The sequence below is a fragment of the Rhodoferax sp. genome (genome assembly GCF_044236835.1).
In the GTDB taxonomy this organism is placed as follows: Bacteria; Pseudomonadota; Gammaproteobacteria; order Burkholderiales; family Burkholderiaceae_C; genus Allorhodoferax.
This window is the reverse complement of the sequence record NZ_JBIIGC010000001.1, coordinates 257,013-275,639: the sequence shown is the minus strand read 5'-3', so window position 1 is coordinate 275,639 and position 18,627 is coordinate 257,013. Positions and strand designations below refer to the sequence as shown.

14 protein-coding genes and 1 tRNA gene are annotated in these 18,627 nt (G+C 61.8%); 6 read left to right on the top strand and 9 right to left on the bottom strand.

Going from position 1 to position 18,627, the window contains the following annotated elements; translation table 11 throughout:
* Position 1: 1 nt before the first annotated feature.
* Positions 2 to 385, bottom strand: coding sequence for a hypothetical protein (locus ACILRC_RS01270; RefSeq protein ID WP_395667505.1), 384 nt, complete (start codon positions 383 to 385; stop codon positions 2 to 4).
* A 704-nt stretch (positions 386 to 1,089) separates the two neighbouring features.
* Positions 1,090 to 1,707: an RNA polymerase sigma factor gene (locus tag ACILRC_RS01265; protein WP_395667504.1), complete on the bottom strand. Its 618-nt coding sequence runs from the start codon at positions 1,705 to 1,707 to the stop codon at positions 1,090 to 1,092.
* A 139-nt stretch (positions 1,708 to 1,846) separates the two neighbouring features.
* Between ACILRC_RS01265 and ACILRC_RS01260 the strand changes: the two genes are divergently transcribed.
* Genes ACILRC_RS01260 through dinB form a run of 3 tightly spaced genes read left to right on the top strand, consistent with a single transcriptional unit; the run spans position 1,847 to position 5,096 of the window.
* Positions 1,847 to 3,331, top strand: a complete 1,485-nt coding sequence (locus ACILRC_RS01260; RefSeq protein WP_395667503.1) for a VWA domain-containing protein — start codon at positions 1,847 to 1,849, stop codon at positions 3,329 to 3,331.
* 44 nt (positions 3,332 to 3,375) lie between these two features.
* A complete protein-coding gene (locus tag ACILRC_RS01255) occupies positions 3,376 to 3,900 on the top strand; it encodes an anti-sigma factor domain-containing protein (protein ID WP_395667502.1) in 525 nt (174 codons plus the stop codon).
* 32 nt (positions 3,901 to 3,932) lie between these two features.
* Positions 3,933 to 5,096, top strand: a complete 1,164-nt coding sequence (dinB, locus tag ACILRC_RS01250; protein ID WP_395667580.1) for a DNA polymerase IV — start codon at positions 3,933 to 3,935, stop codon at positions 5,094 to 5,096.
* 34 nt (positions 5,097 to 5,130) lie between these two features.
* On the opposite strand, the gene queF is transcribed toward dinB, so the two are convergent.
* Positions 5,131 to 5,988, bottom strand: a complete 858-nt coding sequence (gene queF / locus ACILRC_RS01245) for an NADPH-dependent 7-cyano-7-deazaguanine reductase QueF (RefSeq protein WP_395667501.1) — start codon at positions 5,986 to 5,988, stop codon at positions 5,131 to 5,133.
* The gene (gene yaaA, locus ACILRC_RS01240) at positions 5,985 to 6,785 is read right to left on the bottom strand and encodes a peroxide stress protein YaaA (protein ID WP_395667500.1); all 801 of its coding nucleotides are present in this window, start codon (positions 6,783 to 6,785) and stop codon (positions 5,985 to 5,987) included. The genes queF and yaaA overlap by 4 nt, the downstream gene beginning before the upstream one ends.
* A gap of 304 nt (positions 6,786 to 7,089) precedes the next feature.
* On the opposite strand from yaaA, the gene ACILRC_RS01235 reads away from it, so the two are divergent.
* On the top strand, positions 7,090 to 10,620 hold the full coding sequence (locus ACILRC_RS01235) for a tetratricopeptide repeat protein (protein ID WP_395667499.1): 3,531 nt from the start codon (positions 7,090 to 7,092) through the stop codon (positions 10,618 to 10,620).
* A gap of 158 nt (positions 10,621 to 10,778) precedes the next feature.
* On the opposite strand, the gene ACILRC_RS01230 is transcribed toward ACILRC_RS01235, so the two are convergent.
* Positions 10,779 to 11,051, bottom strand: coding sequence for a DUF2798 domain-containing protein (locus ACILRC_RS01230; RefSeq protein WP_395667498.1), 273 nt, complete (start codon positions 11,049 to 11,051; stop codon positions 10,779 to 10,781).
* 58 nt (positions 11,052 to 11,109) lie between these two features.
* Here ACILRC_RS01230 and ACILRC_RS01225 point away from each other — a divergent pair, with 58 nt between their 5' ends.
* Positions 11,110 to 14,334 carry a valine--tRNA ligase gene (locus ACILRC_RS01225; RefSeq protein WP_395667497.1) on the top strand — a complete coding sequence of 1,075 codons (3,225 nt, stop codon included), beginning with the start codon at positions 11,110 to 11,112 and terminating at the stop codon, positions 14,332 to 14,334.
* A gap of 108 nt (positions 14,335 to 14,442) precedes the next feature.
* On the opposite strand, the gene ACILRC_RS01220 is transcribed toward ACILRC_RS01225, so the two are convergent.
* On the bottom strand, positions 14,443 to 14,670 hold the full coding sequence (locus ACILRC_RS01220) for a sulfurtransferase TusA family protein (protein WP_395667496.1): 228 nt from the start codon (positions 14,668 to 14,670) through the stop codon (positions 14,443 to 14,445).
* A gap of 40 nt (positions 14,671 to 14,710) precedes the next feature.
* Positions 14,711 to 15,613, bottom strand: coding sequence for a cysteine synthase CysM (gene cysM, locus ACILRC_RS01215; protein WP_395667495.1), 903 nt, complete (start codon positions 15,611 to 15,613; stop codon positions 14,711 to 14,713).
* 38 nt (positions 15,614 to 15,651) lie between these two features.
* Between cysM and ACILRC_RS01210 the strand changes: the two genes are divergently transcribed.
* Positions 15,652 to 15,736, top strand: a tRNA-Leu gene (locus ACILRC_RS01210).
* Between the two features lie 37 nt (positions 15,737 to 15,773).
* On the opposite strand, the gene ACILRC_RS01205 is transcribed toward ACILRC_RS01210, so the two are convergent.
* A complete protein-coding gene (locus ACILRC_RS01205; protein WP_395667494.1) occupies positions 15,774 to 16,247 on the bottom strand; it encodes a DUF1854 domain-containing protein in 474 nt (157 codons plus the stop codon).
* Entirely contained in the window at positions 16,244 to 18,532 is a 2,289-nt protein-coding gene (locus ACILRC_RS01200) for an ABC transporter ATP-binding protein (protein ID WP_395667493.1), read from the bottom strand. The genes ACILRC_RS01205 and ACILRC_RS01200 overlap by 4 nt, the downstream gene beginning before the upstream one ends.
* Positions 18,533 to 18,627: the final 95 nt, after the last annotated feature.

Here is an 18,627-nt window from a genome sequence, read left to right as displayed (position 1 = left end):
CTCAGTCCGGCGCGTCGGTGCCTATGGACTCACGGGCCAGTTGCTGCAGCGCTTGAACATCGGAGGCTGATGCAATCCCCATCACGTCGCCCTTGGTCGGCCGCTGCCACAGCACCGTGTCATCCCAAAGAACCATGACCGCCAAGGTCTGATCTTGCAACATGACCGTCAGACGCAAAGCCGGCTCGTTTGCAGGTACTGCCGTTGGATCGCGCGATGCGACTGGCATGTCCCCTAGCTGGCGCATATGCCGCGCCAGGCGGACCATCCCGGAGAACAGTTTTTGTGCCTGCGCACGGTTCAGCGCTTTCGTGTGCCCCCGCATCTGTAGCTGCATTGCAGTCCAGCCATCCAGACCGGAGAGATCGGCGCTTGCCTGCTCCATGGGTGTAGGAGCCAGGGCAGTTGCCAGGAGAGCAGAAGGCATTGCGGACGCGGCGGCAGGCGCTGGGGCGGGTGCAGCAGCGCGCGCCAACTCCGCGCGGGACGACTGTGCCTGCGTGCTTGCATCTTGTTGCAAGCGGGCCGTTTGAGCTTGCTCCTGGGCAGCCACGTCCGCAGTGGCTTTGTCAGCCGCCAGCGCCTGATCCGCCTGCGGTGCAGCAGGCTTTGCAGCCTCGGCCACTTTGGAAAGTGGTGGCTCTTGCGCGAGTACAGCCACAGGAGCTGGCGCTGGCGCTGGCGCCGTCGAGATCTTGGCCGCAGCAAAACGATCTGACTCAACGGGTGCCGGTGCAGCTGCGGGCCCAGGCGGAGGTAAAGATGCCAGTGAAGATTCGCCTTTGGCTGCAGGCGACGGCGCTGACTCCTCAAACGGCCTTGCGTCCGGCACAGGCTCGCGCACCCAGATCACGGTCACTAGAACCGCTACGAGCAGCGTCGCAAAGGCTGCGTGCCATGGCGCGCCAGGTCTCCCGGTGTGATGCCAAAGGCGCTTCCACCAAGGGGGTGTTGCAACTGGCCGCGGCGGCATCGACAGAGCATTGCGCGCGGCGTCGCGTATCGCCTGGGCCACCTTCTGCGGCGGGTGCTCAGCGGCATCGGGAGCCTCTTGCAAGGCCTTCTGAAAGCGTGCGTCCCGCATATCGGTCATACCGCCTCCCCGCCCGGCAAATACCCTTGCATGCAGCCGCGCAACTTCTGTAGCGCATAACGCAGCCGGCTTTTCACGGTTTCAAATCCCAGATCCAGCGTCTTGGCCAGCTCTTCCAGCGTGGCGCCGTCTTCATGGTGCAGCAAGAACACCGCGCGCTGCACTGCCGGCAGGCCCTCCAGGCATTGCAACAGCTGCTTGCCGGCTGCGCGCCAGAAGGCCGCGTCTTCGGCGCTGGCATGACTGAGTTGCATCGTGGCTTGCAGCCACTCCAGCCGTTCCGTCCCGCTTTGCGCGTTATCTCCATCCACACTCAATTCGCGACCAGATGTGCGCAACCGATCCAGCGCCACATGGTGGGCAATGGTGAAGGCCCAGGTTTTCCACTTGCCGGCATCTGCAGAAAAACTCGCCCGTTTATTGACGATGCGCAGCCAGCAATCCTGAAACACCTCATCTGCCTGCGCCGCCAGGGCTTGCCCGAGCACACGACGCATAAAGCGGAACAACGACGCCTCGTAGCGCGCGTACAGGGTGTCAAAAGCCGGAGCTTCGCCCTGGCAGTAGGCCTGCATCAATTGCTCGTCTGACATGTGCTGGTAGCGCGCTTGCATGGTGGATTTGTATCAGTTTGTACGTGCGGGCCCGCCAAACGGGGTCGGCCGCCACAAAAAAAAATTGCACACGCTTTAACCCCGGACCTTGCGCCGGCCCGTATTACGCAGGTCGAAACAACCACAGGAAAGGTCCTTCATGCGATCGCACATTCAAAGAACCCTCTGCGTACTGCTGGTGCAAAGTCTTGCAGGCAACCCGCTGAGCCTGGCTGCCAACCTGGTGTGGCCCAGCCCGAGCCCACCGCAGCAGGGGCAAATCAACACGCAGCAGGTGCCAGTCCGCCCTAACTTTGAAGCGCCCTCGGCCACCAGTTGCCAGCGCCCCATTGCAACCCGCGAGATCAGCGACGGACAACCCCGGACGCAGCACCGACCCTCGCCCAGGACACCGGGTGACAAGACCGATGCGCCACTCGCCGATCGCCTTGAAAGCAGCACCACGTCGGATGCGCGGCGGGAATCCGGTGGGATGGCCGCTCTCGCTGCCGCGCCCGCGCCCGCTGCGGCAGTTGCAGGAGCAAAGAGCAGCAAAGATACCGCCAAGCGGGCGGGCGATGCCGCATACCAGACTGCACCTGGGACACAGGAGCAGGGCGTAGTGACGGCCGGCATGGTGGATGACAATGCCGCGTTTTCGGAGTTTCTGGCATTTCGCAAACGCACCCAGGTGGCGCACCGCGAGCGCGACGTGAGGGAACGCTACCTACTGGAAGTGAATGACGCGCAAGGCCGGGGCGTGCCCGATGCCGAGGTGGCCGTGCAGGCCGCCAACGGTGCCACGACCTGGTTGCGCACCGATGCCGGCGGAAAGGGCTGGATCCACCCAGACGCATTTGATCCCGCCCGCAGCAACTTTTATGAGGTGACCGTGCGCCAGGGCGGCTCCCAAGTCACCGCCGTGCTGCAGCGCGGCCAAAAGAGCTCGGTAGAGGTACAACTGACCAACGCCCGCCAGCCGGTTCGCGCCAAACTGGACCTCGTGTTTCTGGTGGATGCCACTGGTTCCATGGGCGACGAGATCGACAAACTCAAAAGCAGCCTGCGCAGCATCACCGACGAAGTGGCCCGCCTGCCCAGCCGCCCGGACCTGTGTCTGGGGTTGGTGGCCTACCGCGACCGTGGCGACGAGTTCTTTGTTCGCAGCCATGATCTGACGAATGACGTGAACGCCTTCCAGGGCGTGCTCAACGCGCTGCGCGCTGACGGTGGTGGTGACGAGCCGGAGGCTATGAACGAGGCGCTGCATGAGGCCGTACACCGCATCAGCTGGCGCGGCGAGCAGGCCACACGCTTGGTGGTGCTGGTGGCCGATGCGCCACCGCACCTGGACTACGGTGGTCCGCAATATGACGACGCAATGCAGGCTGCCCTGGGCAAAGGCATCAAGCTGATGAGCGTAGGCGCCGGTGGTCTGAACAAGCAAGGCGAATACATTCAGCGCCAGATAGCCCAGTACACCGGCGGGCGCTTTATCTTTCTCACCTATGCCGATGCCAATACGTCAGCCAGCGGGCCAGGGCGCGAAACCGTGCACGACGTCCGCAACTACTCGGTACAGACGCTGGACAGGCTGATCGTGCGGCTGGTACGCGAGGAGTTGGAGAAGCTCCCCAAGGTGTGATGAACGAATGCCCCAAAAGGGATGGGGTAGGATGAAAAACATCTATGTCCCATCCTGAAAATACCCCCTCGATACCAGCCCCAAAAAGTGTCAGCCCGTGGTGGCGCGCACTCAGCATTGTTCTGGCCGTGCTGCTGGCCATTGGTGTCGCATCGGGCGTGAGTTTGTTTGAGCAGTTCAAAGCGCAGATGCAGCACATGCAGACGCAGCTAATCAGCGTGCCGCACATCAAATACATCAGCGTATTGACCGACGCCCAAAAGGCACCCGCCATACTGATCACGCTGGACCCGAAAGACAACACCTTGCAACTTCAGCGCTTGAACAAAGTGACTGAGGGCCAGGAAGACAGCATGCAGCTGTGGGCCTTAAGCGGCAGCGAGCGGCCCCGCTCTTTGGGTGTGCTGACGGCCAAATTGCCTATGCAGCGCCTCAATGCCAGCGACGCCGACTTAGCCCGCGCCCAAGAACTGGCAATCAGCGTGGAGGCCAAGGGCGGGGTGTCGCCACAGCAGGGGCCACGCCTGCCCTACCTGTTTAGCGGTGCGGTGATTCAGAAAGCGCAGTGAGCTCCAAAGTACGACGCATTGCCCACCTCGACATGGACGCGTTTTACGCGTCGGTGGAGCTGCTGCGCTATCCGCAGCTCAAGGGCTTGCCCGTGGTGATTGGCGGTGGGCGGCGCAAAGAAGACGAACTGCTAGAGCGACTGCGTGCAGAGCGGCCAGGCCAGATTCCGGTGGACTTTTTCCCGGTGCTGCAAGGCTATGTAGGGCGCGGTGTGATCACCACAGCCACCTACGCGGCTCGCCAGTTTGGCATCGGTTCGGCCATGGGATTGATGAAGGCCGCCAAGCTGTGCCCGCAGGCTGTTTTGCTTCCGGTGGACTTTGCGCAGTACCGGCGTTATTCACAGCGCTTCAAGGCCATCATCACCGAGATCGCGCCCCAGATGGAGGACCGTGGCGTGGACGAGGTGTACATCGACTTCACCGACGTACCCGGCGGCCAGCGCCAAGGTGGTCGCGCCCTGGCGCGCCTGATTCAAAAAGCCATTCTTGACGACACCGGCCTGACCTGCTCGGTAGGCGTTGCGCCGAACAAGCTGCTAGCAAAAATGGCCAGCGAGTTCAACAAGCCCAACGGCATCTCGGTCCTGATGGAAGACGAGATCGAATCCAAAATCTGGCCCCTGGCGTGCCGAAAGATCAACGGCATCGGGCCCAAAGCGGACGAAAAGTTGCGTAGCCACGGCATCGCCACCGTCGGCGACTTGGCGCGGCGCGACCGCCAGTGGTTGATGGACACCTTTGGCCAACGCACGGGCGCCTGGCTGCACGATGCATCACACGGCCGCGACGACCGGCCAGTGGTGACCGAGAGCGAACCAGTCAGCATGAGCCGCGAAACCACCTTCGAGCGCGATCTGCACGCAGTGCGGGACCGGGCGGCGCTGGGTGCCATCTTCACCCGGCTGTGCGAGCAAGTGGCGGCCGACCTGCAGCGCAAGGGCTACAAGGGGCGCACCATCGGTATCAAGCTGCGCTTCGATGACTTCAGCACCGTCACCCGCGACCAGACGCTGGACCATGCCACCGCAGACGCCGCCGAAATTCGCCGCGCAGCTGGCCAATGCCTCAAGCGCGCACCCCTGGAAAAACGGCTGCGCCTGCTGGGCGTGCGCTTGGCGGGGCTTGAACCCGAAGGCGGCGCACCGCAGGCCGGGCCCGCAAAGTCAGCAGCAGCGTCGGGCAGTTTGTTTTAGCGGGACGCCGCGAGCCCGTTCGCAGCCACGCCCACTACTGCCGCGCAGTGCGAGTGTTGGCTGGTAGCCGTTGGGGGTGGTTGGTGCGAAAGGGGTTGATGTCGAGCCCGCCGCGGCGGGTGTAGCGCGCATACACAGAAAGCTTGTGCGGTTTGCACCGGGTCAGGATGTCCATGAAGATACGCTCGACACACTGCTCGTGGAACTCGTGGTGGTTGCGAAAACTCACCAGGTACTGCAGCAAACCTTCTTGCTCAATGGGTGCGCCAAAGTAGCTGATTTGCACACTGCCCCAGTCCGGTTGGCCGGTGACCAAGCAATTGCTTTTGAGCAAATTGCTTACCAGCACTTCACTCACCGGCGGCGCGTCGGGCACCGTGGATAGCAGCCCAGGCGCGGGTTGGTAGTGCACACATTCCAGGTCAAGGCGGTCCAGGCTCAGGCCATCGAGCTCGTGCACCGGCTCGGCGTCGAACTGCTCTGGGCCGCGCAAGGCCACACCGACTGCGGCCTGCGGCACCGCGCCGCGCCACACCGCTTCGGTCACGTCGGCGCGCAAGCGCTCCAGCACCTCGGCGGCATCGGCAAAGCGGGTGTTGTTGAAGCTGTTGAGGTACAGCTTGAAGGACTTGCTCTCGATGATGTTGGGCGTTTCGCAGGGAATGGTGAAGTGCGCCAACGCGATCTGCGGCTTGCCGCGCAGGTTGAGCCAACTCAGCTCGAAGGCGGTCCAGATGTCGGCGCCCATAAAGGGCAGGCTGCTGCCGATACTGGTACCGATACCGATTTCAGCCCGCTTCTGCGCACGCGGGATGGGAAACAGCAAGGTCGCGTCGTACTGGTCCTGGTACACAGCCGCCTTGCCCAGGAGGGACTGTTCGGGCGTATTCATGCCGCATCGCTCGCATCGGCGGTGGCGTCGGTGTGCCGGCGAAACACCATGCGTTCGGGTGTCGATGCGGCAGCATCAAAGGCGTAGCCCTCGGACCGAAAGGCACGCAGCTGATCGGGCAGAACCGCGCGCTGCTGCACCGCAAAACGCGCCATCAAACCGCGCGCCCGCTTGGCCATGAAGCTGATGACCTTGTACTGGCCATTTTTGTATTCCTGGAACACACACTCCACCACCCGGGCCTTGAGCGCACGCAAGTCCACCGCCTTGAAATACTCTTGCGAAGCCAGGTTGACAACCACCGGGCTGGCATCCGCACGCAAGCGGGTGTTGAGGTAGTCCGCAATCTGCGTACCCCAAAAATCGTACAGATCGCGGCCCTTATCGGTGGCCAGGCGGGTGCCCATCTCTAGCCGGTAGGGCTGCATCAAATCAAGGGGACGCAGCACTCCATACAGCCCACTCAAAATGCACACATGGTCTTGCGCCCAGGCCAGGTCTGCTGGCGGCAAACTGCGCGCAGCGAGACCGCCATACACATCCCCATCAAAAGCCAGCACCGCCTGGCGCGCGTTCTTCACGGTGGCACGGCTGGACCACGCCTGGTAGCGCGCCACATTCAGGCTGGCGAGCTTGTCACTGAGGTCCATCAACGCGGCAACCTGTTGCGGCGACTGCGTGCGCAACACATCGATCAGCGCCTTGGATTGCTTGACGAACAAGGGGGGCGAATGGGTTTGACCAGACAGCTCGGTCTCGTAATCCAAGGCCTTGGCGGGGGAGAGTAAGAAGAGCATGGGAGGGATTATCCCCGTGGAATTCCCGGGCCGGGCGCAGCGCCGCAGTCACAACACCCTAGAAACAAAAAAAATCCAAAGCCAGTCAACAACCGGAAACTATCTACGCATTACGGAGCCAGCAACACCCGCTACTACCGCTGTAAACACCCTGAACTTGGTATGACTTTTTTGCGCTACCAACTGTGGGGGTTGGTTTGCTGGCCGTCACTCCAACTGCCATGTCGCTCACGCGGCTAACTCTGGCACGCAACCTAGTTTTTGTACTATCGGCCATGACAAACGAACGCAGCGACGAAGGCAAATGAAGTCAAGTACCGTGGTCACCTATTCCACTGAACTCCAGCTTGCAGCCTTGGTGGACCAAGGGCGGTCGCTCCACCGCCAAGGGCGGCTTGCTGAAGCCAAGGCTGTGTGCACCCACATCCTGGCGCGCCAACCCAAAAACTCCGACGCGCTGAACTTGATGGGTGTGCTAGCTGCACAGGAGGGTAACCTGGTACTCGCTGCCGAGCTCATGAGCAAGGCATTGGAGGTAAGTCCCAATGAAGCGATGCTGCATTTCCATTGCGCGGCGGTGCTGCGACAACTCAATCGGACCGAGGAAGCTTTGACCAGTTTCCAACGCGCCACCGCGATCCAGCCGGATTACGTCGACGCCCACTTCAACCTTGGACTTGCACTCCAAGATCTCCATCGCACCGAAGAAGCATTGGCCAGCTTCGACCGTGCCATTGGTATCAAACCAGATTTTGCACAAGCCCATTTCAACCGCGGTGTTGTACTAGGGAGACTCAAGCGAGCCGAAGAAGCGCTGGCCAGTTATGACCGAGCCATCGCGATCAGACTGGACTATGTACTTGGAAACAGTAACCGCGGCACTGGGCTGCATTGGCTTTCTCGCAGCGAAGAAGCGTTCGCAAGGATTGACCGTCCCATTGCGCTTGAGCCGAGCGATGCTGAGATCTATCACCAGCCACGCGCGTCGGAAACGCGTGTCGGTCAGACGCAGAACGCAGTTGCTAGTCACGGCAAAGCGATTGCGATCGATCCGGAGGTTGCGGTGCCCCACTGGAATAAGTCCTTGTTGTTGCTCAAAATTGGTCGCTATGAGGAAGGCTGGGCACTGCATGAGTGCCGCTGGATGCTCAAGGAGATAAAGGCGGGGCGTGCTTTCAGTTCAAGCCAACCCCTGTGGCTCGGAGAGCAGAGCTTGGCCGACAAAACCATCTTGCTCCACGCCGAACAAGGGTTAGGCGACACCATCCAGTTTTGCCGCTACGCCAAGCTGGTCAAAGGCTTGGGGGCCACCGTGCTGATGGAAGTTCCCAAGCCACTGGCGGGTTTGCTCTCTGCTTTGGAAGGCGTAGACCAGGTGATCGAGCAGGGCAGCGCACTGCCCGCCTTCGACTACCACTGTCCCCTGATGTCCCTGCCTCTGGCCTTCCAGACCCGGCTTGACACCATCCCCAGCAGCCAAAGTTACCTGCGCGCCGAGCCCACCAAAGTGGCGCAGTGGCAACAGCGACTGGGCCCAGCGCTGCGCCCGCGTGTAGGTTTGGTGTGGTCCGGTGGTTTCCGCCCTGATCAGCCTGAACCGTGGGCGCCCAACAACCTCAGAAACGTCCCGCTCGAACAGCTCAAAGCACTCCAGGGCTTGGACGTGGACTTCATCAGCTTGCAAAAGGGCGAGCCCGCCGAGTCGGAGTTCACATCTGCCATGCAAGCGGGCTGGGAAGGCCCAGCGATTGCAAACTATGGCGGCCATTTGCAAGACTTCAGCGACACCGCTGCACTGATTGAAACGCTGGACCTGGTCATTTCGGTAGATACCTCGGTGGCGCACCTGGCTGCAGCCCTTGGCAAGCCGGCGTGGATCCTCAACGGCTTGGACAGCTGCTGGCGCTGGCTGCAAGACCGTACCGACAGCCCCTGGTACCCAACGGTGACGCTGTACAACCAGCGTACGGCGGGGGACTGGGGGGATGTCATGCAGCGAGTCAGACGCGACTTGGAGCATGTCGCTCCTGTGCCAGCCCTGAAGGATGTCGCGACGCTATTGCAACAAGGGGAAGCGCTGCAGCAGCAGGGGAAGATTACGGCGGCAGAGATGCTTTACCAGCAGGTGCTGGCACTTGACCCAAAGAACTTTGATGCGCTTTGCCTGATGGGTGTCATGGCAGCCCAAGCCAACCAGCCTGCCCAGGCGGACGAGTGGATGGGCAAGGCTTTAGAGCTCGACCCCAGCCGTGCGGAGTTGCACTTTAATCGGGGGGTGGTTTTGCAGACACTCCAACGGCAGAAGGACTCGCTGGATAGCTACGACAACGCAATTGCGATCAATCCTGACTATGCCGAAGCGCACTTCCGTCGCGGTCTTGCTTTACAGGAGTTACAGCGCCCGGAAGAGGCTATCAGCAGCTATGGCCGTGCCATTGCTATACGGTTCGAATACGCGGCAGCGCATTTCAATCGAGGTAACGCACTCTTTTCGCTCCAACGCATCGAAGAGGCCTTGCGAAGCTATGACAACGCCATCGCATTGCAGCCACATCTCGACCGCGCGCACTGCAACAGAGGCAATGCCCTGTGGGCACTCAATCAAAAGCCGGAAGCGTTGGCCAGTTATGACCACGCTATCGCCATTAATCCAAATCTCGCAGAAGCTTATTCCAACCGTGGAAACGTCCTGCATGAACTCCGCTATCTCGAAGAAGCCGTTGCCAGCTACGCCAAAGCGATTGCCATCAGACCAGACTATGCATCCGCGCACTCTAACTGTGGCATCGCGCTACAGGAGCTCAAACGATTCGACGAGGCAATGTCTAGTTTTGACAGCGCCATCGGTATCAACCCTGAATTCGCCCTTGCGTACTGGCACAAGTCGTTGTTGACGCTGCGCCTCGGATTGTTCGAAGAAGGCTGGGGTCTTTATGAATGGCGCTGGAAAATCAAGGGTCGGCCAGAACCGCACTTCTTCCAGTTCACCCATAAGTTCTGGCTCGGCAATAATTCTTTGTCGGACAAAACCATCTTGCTCCACGCCGAACAAGGGTTAGGCGACACCATCCAGTTTTGCCGCTACGCCAAGCTGGTCAAAGGCTTGGGGGCCACCGTGCTGATGGAAGTTCCCAAGCCGCTGGTGGGTTTGCTCTCTACTTTGGAAGGCGTAGACCAGGTGATCGAGCAGGGCAGCGCACTGCCCGCCTTCGACTACCACTGTCCCCTGATGTCCCTGCCTCTGGCCTTCCAGACCCGGCTCGACACCATCCCCAGCAGCCAAAGCTACCTGCACGCCGAGCCCACCAAAGTGGCGCAGTGGCAGAAGCGACTAGGCCCAGCGCTGCGCCCACGCGTGGGCCTGGTCTGGTCCGGCGGCTTCCGCGTGAACCAGCCGGAGTTGTGGGCGCTCAACAAACGCAGAAACTTGCCCCTGGACCAGCTCAAAGCACTCCAGGGCTTGAACCTGGACTTCATCAGCCTGCAAAAGGGCGAGCCAGCCGAGTCGGAGTTTGCGTCAGCGCTTCAAGCAGGCTGGGAAGGCCCAGCGATTACAAACTACAGCGCCGACCTGCAAGACTTCAGCGACACCGCTGCGCTTATCGAAACCTTGGACCTGGTCATTTCGGTCGACACCTCGGTGGCGCACCTGGCTGCGGCTCTGGGCAAACAGGTATGGATACTCAACCGGTTCGACAGCTGTTGGCGCTGGCTAAAAGACCGCACGGACAGCCCTTGGTACCCGACGGTGACGCTGTACAACCAGCGCAGTGCGGGGGATTGGGAGGAAGTCATGCACATGGTGCGGCAGGATTTGATCGCCCGATCTGGTTGACCTTCGCTGAATCACGCGCGCGCACAGGACCAAAACAGAAAGTGAATTCGGCAGCTAAAGCTGCAGCGCCGAGACCTGAATCCAACAACGAAGCCTACTGATTCAATGCCTTGGCGGGTGAGAGTAGGAGGAGCATGGGCGGGATTATCCCGCGCCCCTCAGGGCATCTGCACCACCGCCGCAGTGGCTTTGCGCACCAGCGGCAAGACCAGTAGCAGCACCGGAAATGCGATCACCCACGACAAACCCCACGAGCCCAGCCACAGCACCAGAAAACCATCCGCTAAACCCACGCCGCGCAAGGTACTCACCAGCGAGATGATGCACGTCATGATGACGGACAAAAACAGCGGCATCACGACGCTGGCGTACTTGGCGGGGAGCTTGGGCAGGCCCAGGGGGCCTGTGGGTGGGGTGTGCTTGGAGGTCATGGGGCAAATCCTAGCCTACCCGCCCAGTAAAATCGCGCCCCACCCCATACGAAGCACCATGTCCGACCACGCCCCCTCCCCCGCCCCCGCCCCCGCTAAGAACTCCACGCCAAGCCCCACGGACGCACCCGAGCAACCCGGCTTGCAGGCACTGTCCAAGTCGTTCGAACCGGCTGCTTTGGAGGCGCACTGGGGGCCGGAGTGGGAGCGGCGCGGCTACGGTGTGGCGGGCTTTCGCGGAACCCAGGTGCCGCACCGCGACGCGCCAGCGTTTTGCATCCAGTTGCCACCACCCAATGTGACGGGCACCCTGCACATGGGGCATGCGTTCAACCAGACCATCATGGACAGCCTGACGCGCTACCACCGCATGCGTGGTTTCAACACGGCCTGGATTCCGGGCACCGACCATGCGGGCATCGCCACCCAAATCGTGGTGGAGCGCCAGTTGCAAGAACAAAAACTGAACCGCCACGACTTGGGGCGCGAAGCCTTTGTGAAGAAGGTGTGGGAGTGGAAGGATAAAAGCGGTAACACCATCACCACCCAAATGCGCCGCATGGGCGACAGCGTGGACTGGAGCCGCGAGTACTTCACCATGGACACCAAGCTGTCGGCGACAGTGACCGAAACCTTTGTGCGCCTGTACGAACAGGGCCTGATTTACCGGGGCAAGCGCCTAGTCAACTGGGACCCGGTGCTGCAAAGCGCGGTGAGCGACCTGGAGGTGGAGAGCGTCGAGTCCGAGGGCAAGATGCACTACATCCTGTACCCGTTCTCTGACGGCCCGCAGCTGATTGACGGCGTGCTGTGCAAAGGCATGACGATTGCCACCACCCGGCCCGAGACCATGATGGCCGACGGCGCGCTGGCCGTGCACCCCGAGGACCCGCGCTACCAGCACCTGCTGGGAAAAATGGTGGACCTTCCCCTGTGCGACCGCCAAATTCCCATCATCGCCGACGACTTCGTCGACCGCGCCTTTGGCTCGGGCTGCGTCAAGATCACCGGCGCGCACGACTTCAACGATTACGCCTGCGCCCAGCGCCACAAGCTGCCGCTGATCACCATCTTTACGCTGGAAGCCAAGGTCAACGATAACGGCCCGGCACCCTACCAAGGCATGGACCGTTTTGTCGCCCGCAAGGCGCTGCTGGCCGATCTGGAAGCACAAGGTTTTTTGCTGGAAATCAAACCGCACAAACTGATGCTGCCCATCTGTGCGCGCACCGGCCAGGTGGTCGAGCCCATGCTCACCGACCAATGGTTTGTGGCCATGAACAAGGCGCCTGATGCCGCCACTGGGGCCGCCGCCGGATTGCAGGATGCGCGCTCCATCGCCCAAAAGGCCATCGATGCAGTGCAATCGGGCGCAGTGACCTTCGTGCCCGAGAACTGGGTCAATACCTACAACCAGTGGATGCACAACATCCAGGACTGGTGCATCAGCCGCCAACTCTGGTGGGGCCACCAAATCCCCGCCTGGTACGACGAAGACGGCATGGTGTACGTGGCCCGCAATGAAGCCGATGCCCAAGCCCAAGCCCCCGGCAAAACCCTGCGCCGCGACCCCGATGTGCTCGACACCTGGTACTCCAGCGCACTGGTACCTTTCAGCACCATGGGCTGGCCCGACAAGCAACCAGATAGCGGAGCTGCCGGGCGCACCGGGCATGGTCGCAGCGATTTGGCGAGCGAAGCGAGTATGAGCCAGACCGTGCCCGGTGCGCCCGGCAGCGTAGCGGACCGCAGCGATTTGGCGAGCGCAGCGGGCCACAGTGCCACCAGCGACTACGACCTGTACCTGCCGTCCAGCGTATTGGTCACCGGCTACGACATCATCTTCTTCTGGGTCGCCCGGATGATCATGATGACCACCCACTTCACCGGCCGCGTACCGTTCCAACACGTCTACATCCACGGCCTCGTGCGCGACGCACAAGGCAAAAAAATGAGCAAGTCCGAAGGCAACGTGCTCGACCCGGTGGACCTCATCGACGGCATAGCCCTGCCCGCGCTGCTGGCCAAGCGCTCCGAAGGCCTACGCAAACCCGAGACCGCGCCCACGGTACGCAAAAACACCGAAAAAGAATTTCCTGATGGCATCCCCGCCTTCGGTGCCGACGCGCTGCGCTTCACCTTTGCATCGCTGGCCTCCCTGGGGCGCAACATCAACTTCGACGCCAAGCGCTGCGAGGGCTACCGCAACTTCTGCAACAAGCTCTGGAACGCCACCCGCTTTGTGCTGATGCACTGCGAGGGCCAGGACTGTGGTCTGCGCGAGCACACCAAAGCAGAATGCGCCGCCGGTGGCCCAGCGCACAACTACCTGCGCTTTAGTGCGGCCGACCGCTGGATCGTGTCACTGCTGCAACAGGCCGAGGCAGACGTCGCCAAGGGGTTTGAAGAGTACCGCTTGGACAACGTGGCCAACACGATTTACCAGTACGTTTGGGACGAGTTTTGCGACTGGTATCTCGAAATTGCCAAGGTGCAGCTCCAGCAAGGTGCGCAGCACCCAGACGCTGCCCAGGGCCAAGCGGCCCAGCGCGCAACCCGGCGTACCCTGATCCGCACGCTAGAAACCATTTTGCGGCTGGTGCACCCGATCACGCCTTTCATCACCGAAGCGCTGTGGCAAACCGTCGCGCCAGTGGCCGGACGCATGCCGACCACCGCAGCCGCACAAGGTAGCGCGAACGCAAACGGGACCTCAGGCGCAGCGGACGCAACGGGGACTGCGGGTGCCTCCGTCAGCGTGGCCGCGTACCCCGTGAGCCAGCCCGAGCGCATCGATGTAGGCGCGGTAGCAGAGATCGCCAAGCTCAAACAGTTGGTCGACGCGTGCCGCAATTTGCGCGGCGAGATGGGCGTGTCACCGGCCACCAAGTTGCCGCTGTATGTGCTGGCGAACACGGCTGAGGAAGGTGCCTTTGTGCAGTCCTTCGGTGCGGTGTTGCAGGCCCTGGCAAAGCTCATCGAAGTCAAGCTGTTTGCCACCGAGGCCGACTGGCAAGCCGCCGCGCAGAACGCGCCGGTGGCGGTGGTGGGTGGCGCACGCATTTGCCTGCACATGGAAGTCGACCCTGCCGCCGAGAAGCTGCGCTTGGGTAAAGAAGCAGCGCGCCTCGAGGGTGAAATCGCCAAAGCTCAAGGCAAGCTCGGCAACGAGGCATTTGTGGCCAAAGCACCGCCCGCAGTGATCGAGCAAGAACGCAAACGCCTGGCCGACTTTGGCAGCACGCTGGCCAAAGTGCGCGAGCAGCTTGGGCGGCTGGGCTAACTGCAAATTGCTGATAACGGCTAACAGCTGACGGCTGGAGGTGGACTGAAGGCCGCGTGCGCACTGGAGGGCGCTGCGCCAGACCACGCAGCGCGCCGTCCTGCCGTATCAGCGCCGGCGCATCAGGTGGATAAAGTCAGCTCCCACCGTGGCTTGTTCCAAAAGCTCGTTGCCCGTCTGCTTGGCAAACGCTTGAAAGTCCCGCACCGACCCGGCGTCGGTGGACACCACCCTCAAAACCTGCCCGCTCACGAGCTCCGACAAAGCCTTTTTGGCCTTGAGAATCGGCAGGGGGCAGTTAAGGCCCCGGGCATCAATTTCTTTGTCGAATTGCATAGACATTCCTTGGGTCCGGTCCATTGTAGGTTGCCATGCATCAGGCGGGGAACACGCCGGTGGAGAGGTAGCGGTCGCCTCGGTCGCAAACGATGAACACCACCACCGCATCGCGTTCGCGCGCTGCAATTTGCTGCGCCACCCAGCAGGCACCTGCGGCGGAGATGCCGGCAAAAATGCCCTCTTCGCGCGCCATGCGACGGCACATGGCCTCGGCGTCTGCCTGGCTCACGTACACCAACTCGTCCACCTGCGTGGGGTCGTATATTTTTGGCAAGTAGGCTTCGGGCCATTTGCGAATGCCCGGAATGCGCGAGCCCTCGGACGGTTGCGCGCCGATGATGCGCACCGCAGGGTTCTTTTCTTTGAGGTAGCGCGACACGCCGGTGATGGTGCCGGTGGTGCCCATGGCGCTGACAAAGTGGGTGACGGTGCCGCTGGTGTCCTGCCAGATCTCGGGGCCGGTGGTCTCGTAATGGATGCGCGGGTTGTCTTGGTTGGCAAATTGGTCGAGCACCACGCCCTTGCCCTCGGCTGCCATTTGCACCGCCAAGTCGCGGGCATATTCCATGCCACCGCTCTTGGGCGTGAGGATGAGTTCTGCGCCAAAGGCCTTCATGGTCTGCACTCGCTCGATGGACAGGTCTTCCGGCATGATCAAGACCATGCGGTAACCCTTGATGGCCGCCGCCATGGCCAGTGCAATGCCGGTGTTGCCCGAGGTGGCTTCAATCAGGGTGTCGCCGGGCCGAATGTCGCCGCGCTCCTGCGCACGGGCAATCATGGAGAGCGCCGGCCGGTCCTTGACCGAGCCAGCCGGGTTGTTGCCCTCCAACTTGCCCAGCACCACCGTGTTGCGTTGGGCATTGTCCTGTGCGCCTATGCGCTGCAAAACGACCAGCGGCGTCTTGCCAATAGCATCTTCAAGGGTCGGGAATTTCATGCCGCAACTGTGCCATAATTCGCGGCTTCGCAAGCCCTGCCCGGGTGGTGAAATTGGTAGACTCAGGGGACTCAAAATCCCCCGCCGCAAGGCGTGCCGGTTCGAGTCCGGCCCCGGGCACCACCCCTTCCCTCTCCCCTTTCCCGCAAGCTGCAACGGTTTACAAAAACCGGTCCAGTATGCGCTTGCTCGCCGCATCCAAAGCGCGTTGGTCTCGCACCAGGTACTGGATGCCGTGCGAGTCCGCCACCAAGAGCGCGTGTTCGGTGCCAATACGGCGGATGTCCTCGTCTCCGCGCAGCACAAATTGGGTGGAGCCGCGGTCGGTCTGTACCGTCCAGGTGCAGGGCGTAGAAAAACTGGTGACCCCCACAATGGACTCGATCACCGGCGTGAACTCGCGGCCAGCCAAAGTCTCGCGCACCAGCGTTTGGGCCGGCTCCGGCATGGTGTCCAAACGCGCCACCCACGCCAGTTCCCGGCCATCGGGATGCACCAGCGCAATGCCCTCACCCGGTGCCTTGATGGGGAAGGCGCGCACCGGCACCACGTTGTCAAATCGCTCGCCTTGCGCGTTGGTCAGGGTGAGCTTGCCAAACGCATCGCGCTGCAAAGTGAAGCCGAGGTCGGTCATGGGTCAGTACCCCTCTCAACATGGAGGGCACTGGCAGCCTCCGCGTCCATGTTGCGTGCCTGCGCTTGCACTAAGTTGAAGTACGCGCCTTGCTGCGCCATCAAGACGTCGTGCGGCCCCTCTTCCACCACCCGTCCGCGGTCCAACACCACCAGCCGGTCGGCGCGTGCCAGCGTGGACAAGCGGTGCGCAATGGCAATCGTGGTACGCCCCTGCACCAGGTTCTCCAATGCCTTTTGAATTTCCTTTTCCGTCTCGGAGTCCACCGACGAGGTGGCCTCGTCGAGGATCAGGATGCGCGGGTCGATCAACAATGCGCGGGCAATGGATATGCGCTGGCGCTCGCCACCCGACAAGCCCTGGCCGCGCTCGCCCACCATCGAGTCGTAGCCCAAGGGCAGGCGCAAGATGAACTCGTGTGCATGCGCGGCGCGGGCTGCGGCAATGACCTCCTCGCGCGTGGCCTGCGGCTTGCCGTAGGCGATGTTCTCGGCCACCGTGCCAAAGAATAAAAAAGGCTCTTGCAGCACCAGACCGATGTTGCGCCGATAGTCGGCAATCGGAAAGCTGCGGATGTCCACACCGTCGACCAAAATCGCGCCCTCGGAGACGTCGTAGAACCGGCAAATCAGGTTCACCAAGGTACTCTTGCCTGAGCCGCTGTGGCCTACCAAGCCCACCATTTCACCGGGCGCAATGTTGAGTGAAATGCCGCGGTTGACCTCGCGGTTGCCGTAGCGAAAACCCACATCGCGCACTTCAATGCGGCCTTGCAGCTGGGGCACGGGCACCGGATTTTTGGGCTCTGGAACGCTGGAGACATGGTCAAGGATGTCAAAAATGCGCTTGGCCGCCGAGGCCGACTTCTGGGTCACCGAGACGATGCGGCTCATGGAGTCCAGTCGGCCGTAAAAGCGTCCGATGTATGCCAGGGCCGCCAGCAGCATGCCGACCGTGATCTCGCCTTTGGCCACCTGCCAGATCCCAAAGCCCCAGACCACTAGCAAGCCGATCTCAGTCAGTAGCGACACGCTAGGGGAAAACAGCGACCAGATTTTATTGATGCGGTCGTTGACGACCAGGTTGTGGGCGTTGGCCTCACGAAAACGCTTGGCCTCGCGCTGCTCTTGCGCAAACGCCTTGACCACGCGGATGCCGGGGATCGTGTCGGCCAAGACATTGGTAACTTCGCCCCACACGCGGTCGATCTTTTCAAAGCCGGTGCGCAGCCGGTAGCGCACAAAGTGGATCATCCAAGCGATAAAGGGCAGCGGTACCAAGGTGATGAGCGCCAGGTAGGGATTCATGGAAAACAAGATGACGGAGGTCATCGCAATCATCACCACGTCGCTGGCGAAGTCGGTCAGGTGCAGCGACAGGTACACCGCAATGCGGTCGCTCTCGCTGCCCACCCGCGAGAGCAAATCGCCAGTACGCTTACCGCCAAAGTACTCCAGCGAGAGTCGCAACAAATGCTCGTACGCCGTGGTGCGCAAGTCGGCAGCGATGCGCTCTGACACCAGCGCCAGGATGTAGGTCTTGGCCCAGCTCAAAACCCACGCCAACACGCCAGCCACCAGCAGGCCCGAGAGGTAGCCAAGCACCGTGGTCAGTTCCACATGCTGGCCGTTTTGGTAAGGAATCAAGACCTTGTCGACCAGGGGAATGGTCAAGTAAGGCGGCACCTGGCTGGCGGCAGTTCCCAGCAGCATGAGCACAAAGCCCAGCAGTAACTGGCCCCGGTACGGCCGGGCAAAGCGCCACAAGCGAAAAAGCGTCCAGGTGGACGGCGGTGTGTGCACCACCTGGGTACAGACCGGGCACTCGGTCTCGTCGGGACCCAGCGGTGCCTTGCAGCTGGGGCACACGGTTCTTTGAGGCGGCGCAATCGGCACGCCGCGAGCCACACCATCTTGTACCGCTTGGAACTGCTGCACCAGCGCAATCGCGTGCAGGTTTTGGGCGAGGGTGAAGCGCCAGGTGTGCAACAGTCCGCTGGAGTCTTGCAGCGCCAGCTGGCCCACGCCCGCATGGTCCGAATGCTCCAGCAAAAATCCAGCTGCGCAGGGCCAGTCTGTCCAATTGGCAACCCCTCCCACTCGGCTGAGCAGGCGCTGGTTAGTCACCACCAGCCAACCACTGCGGAAATGCAATTGCGCATCCAGATCGACCTGCATCGCCGCAACCACTTGCTCGTTGACACGCAGTTGCTGCTCCACCTGCCGGTGGGCAGCGGCTGCGATATCGCCCACGCGGGGAGGAACAACGGAGGCTTCGATGGTCATGGCTTGCACTAATCAATCAGAACCGCGCGCAGCGCAGGTGGCACTAGGCCGCCGTCGGCGCCCCACGGGCCGCGATACTGGCAGCCCCGCACTGT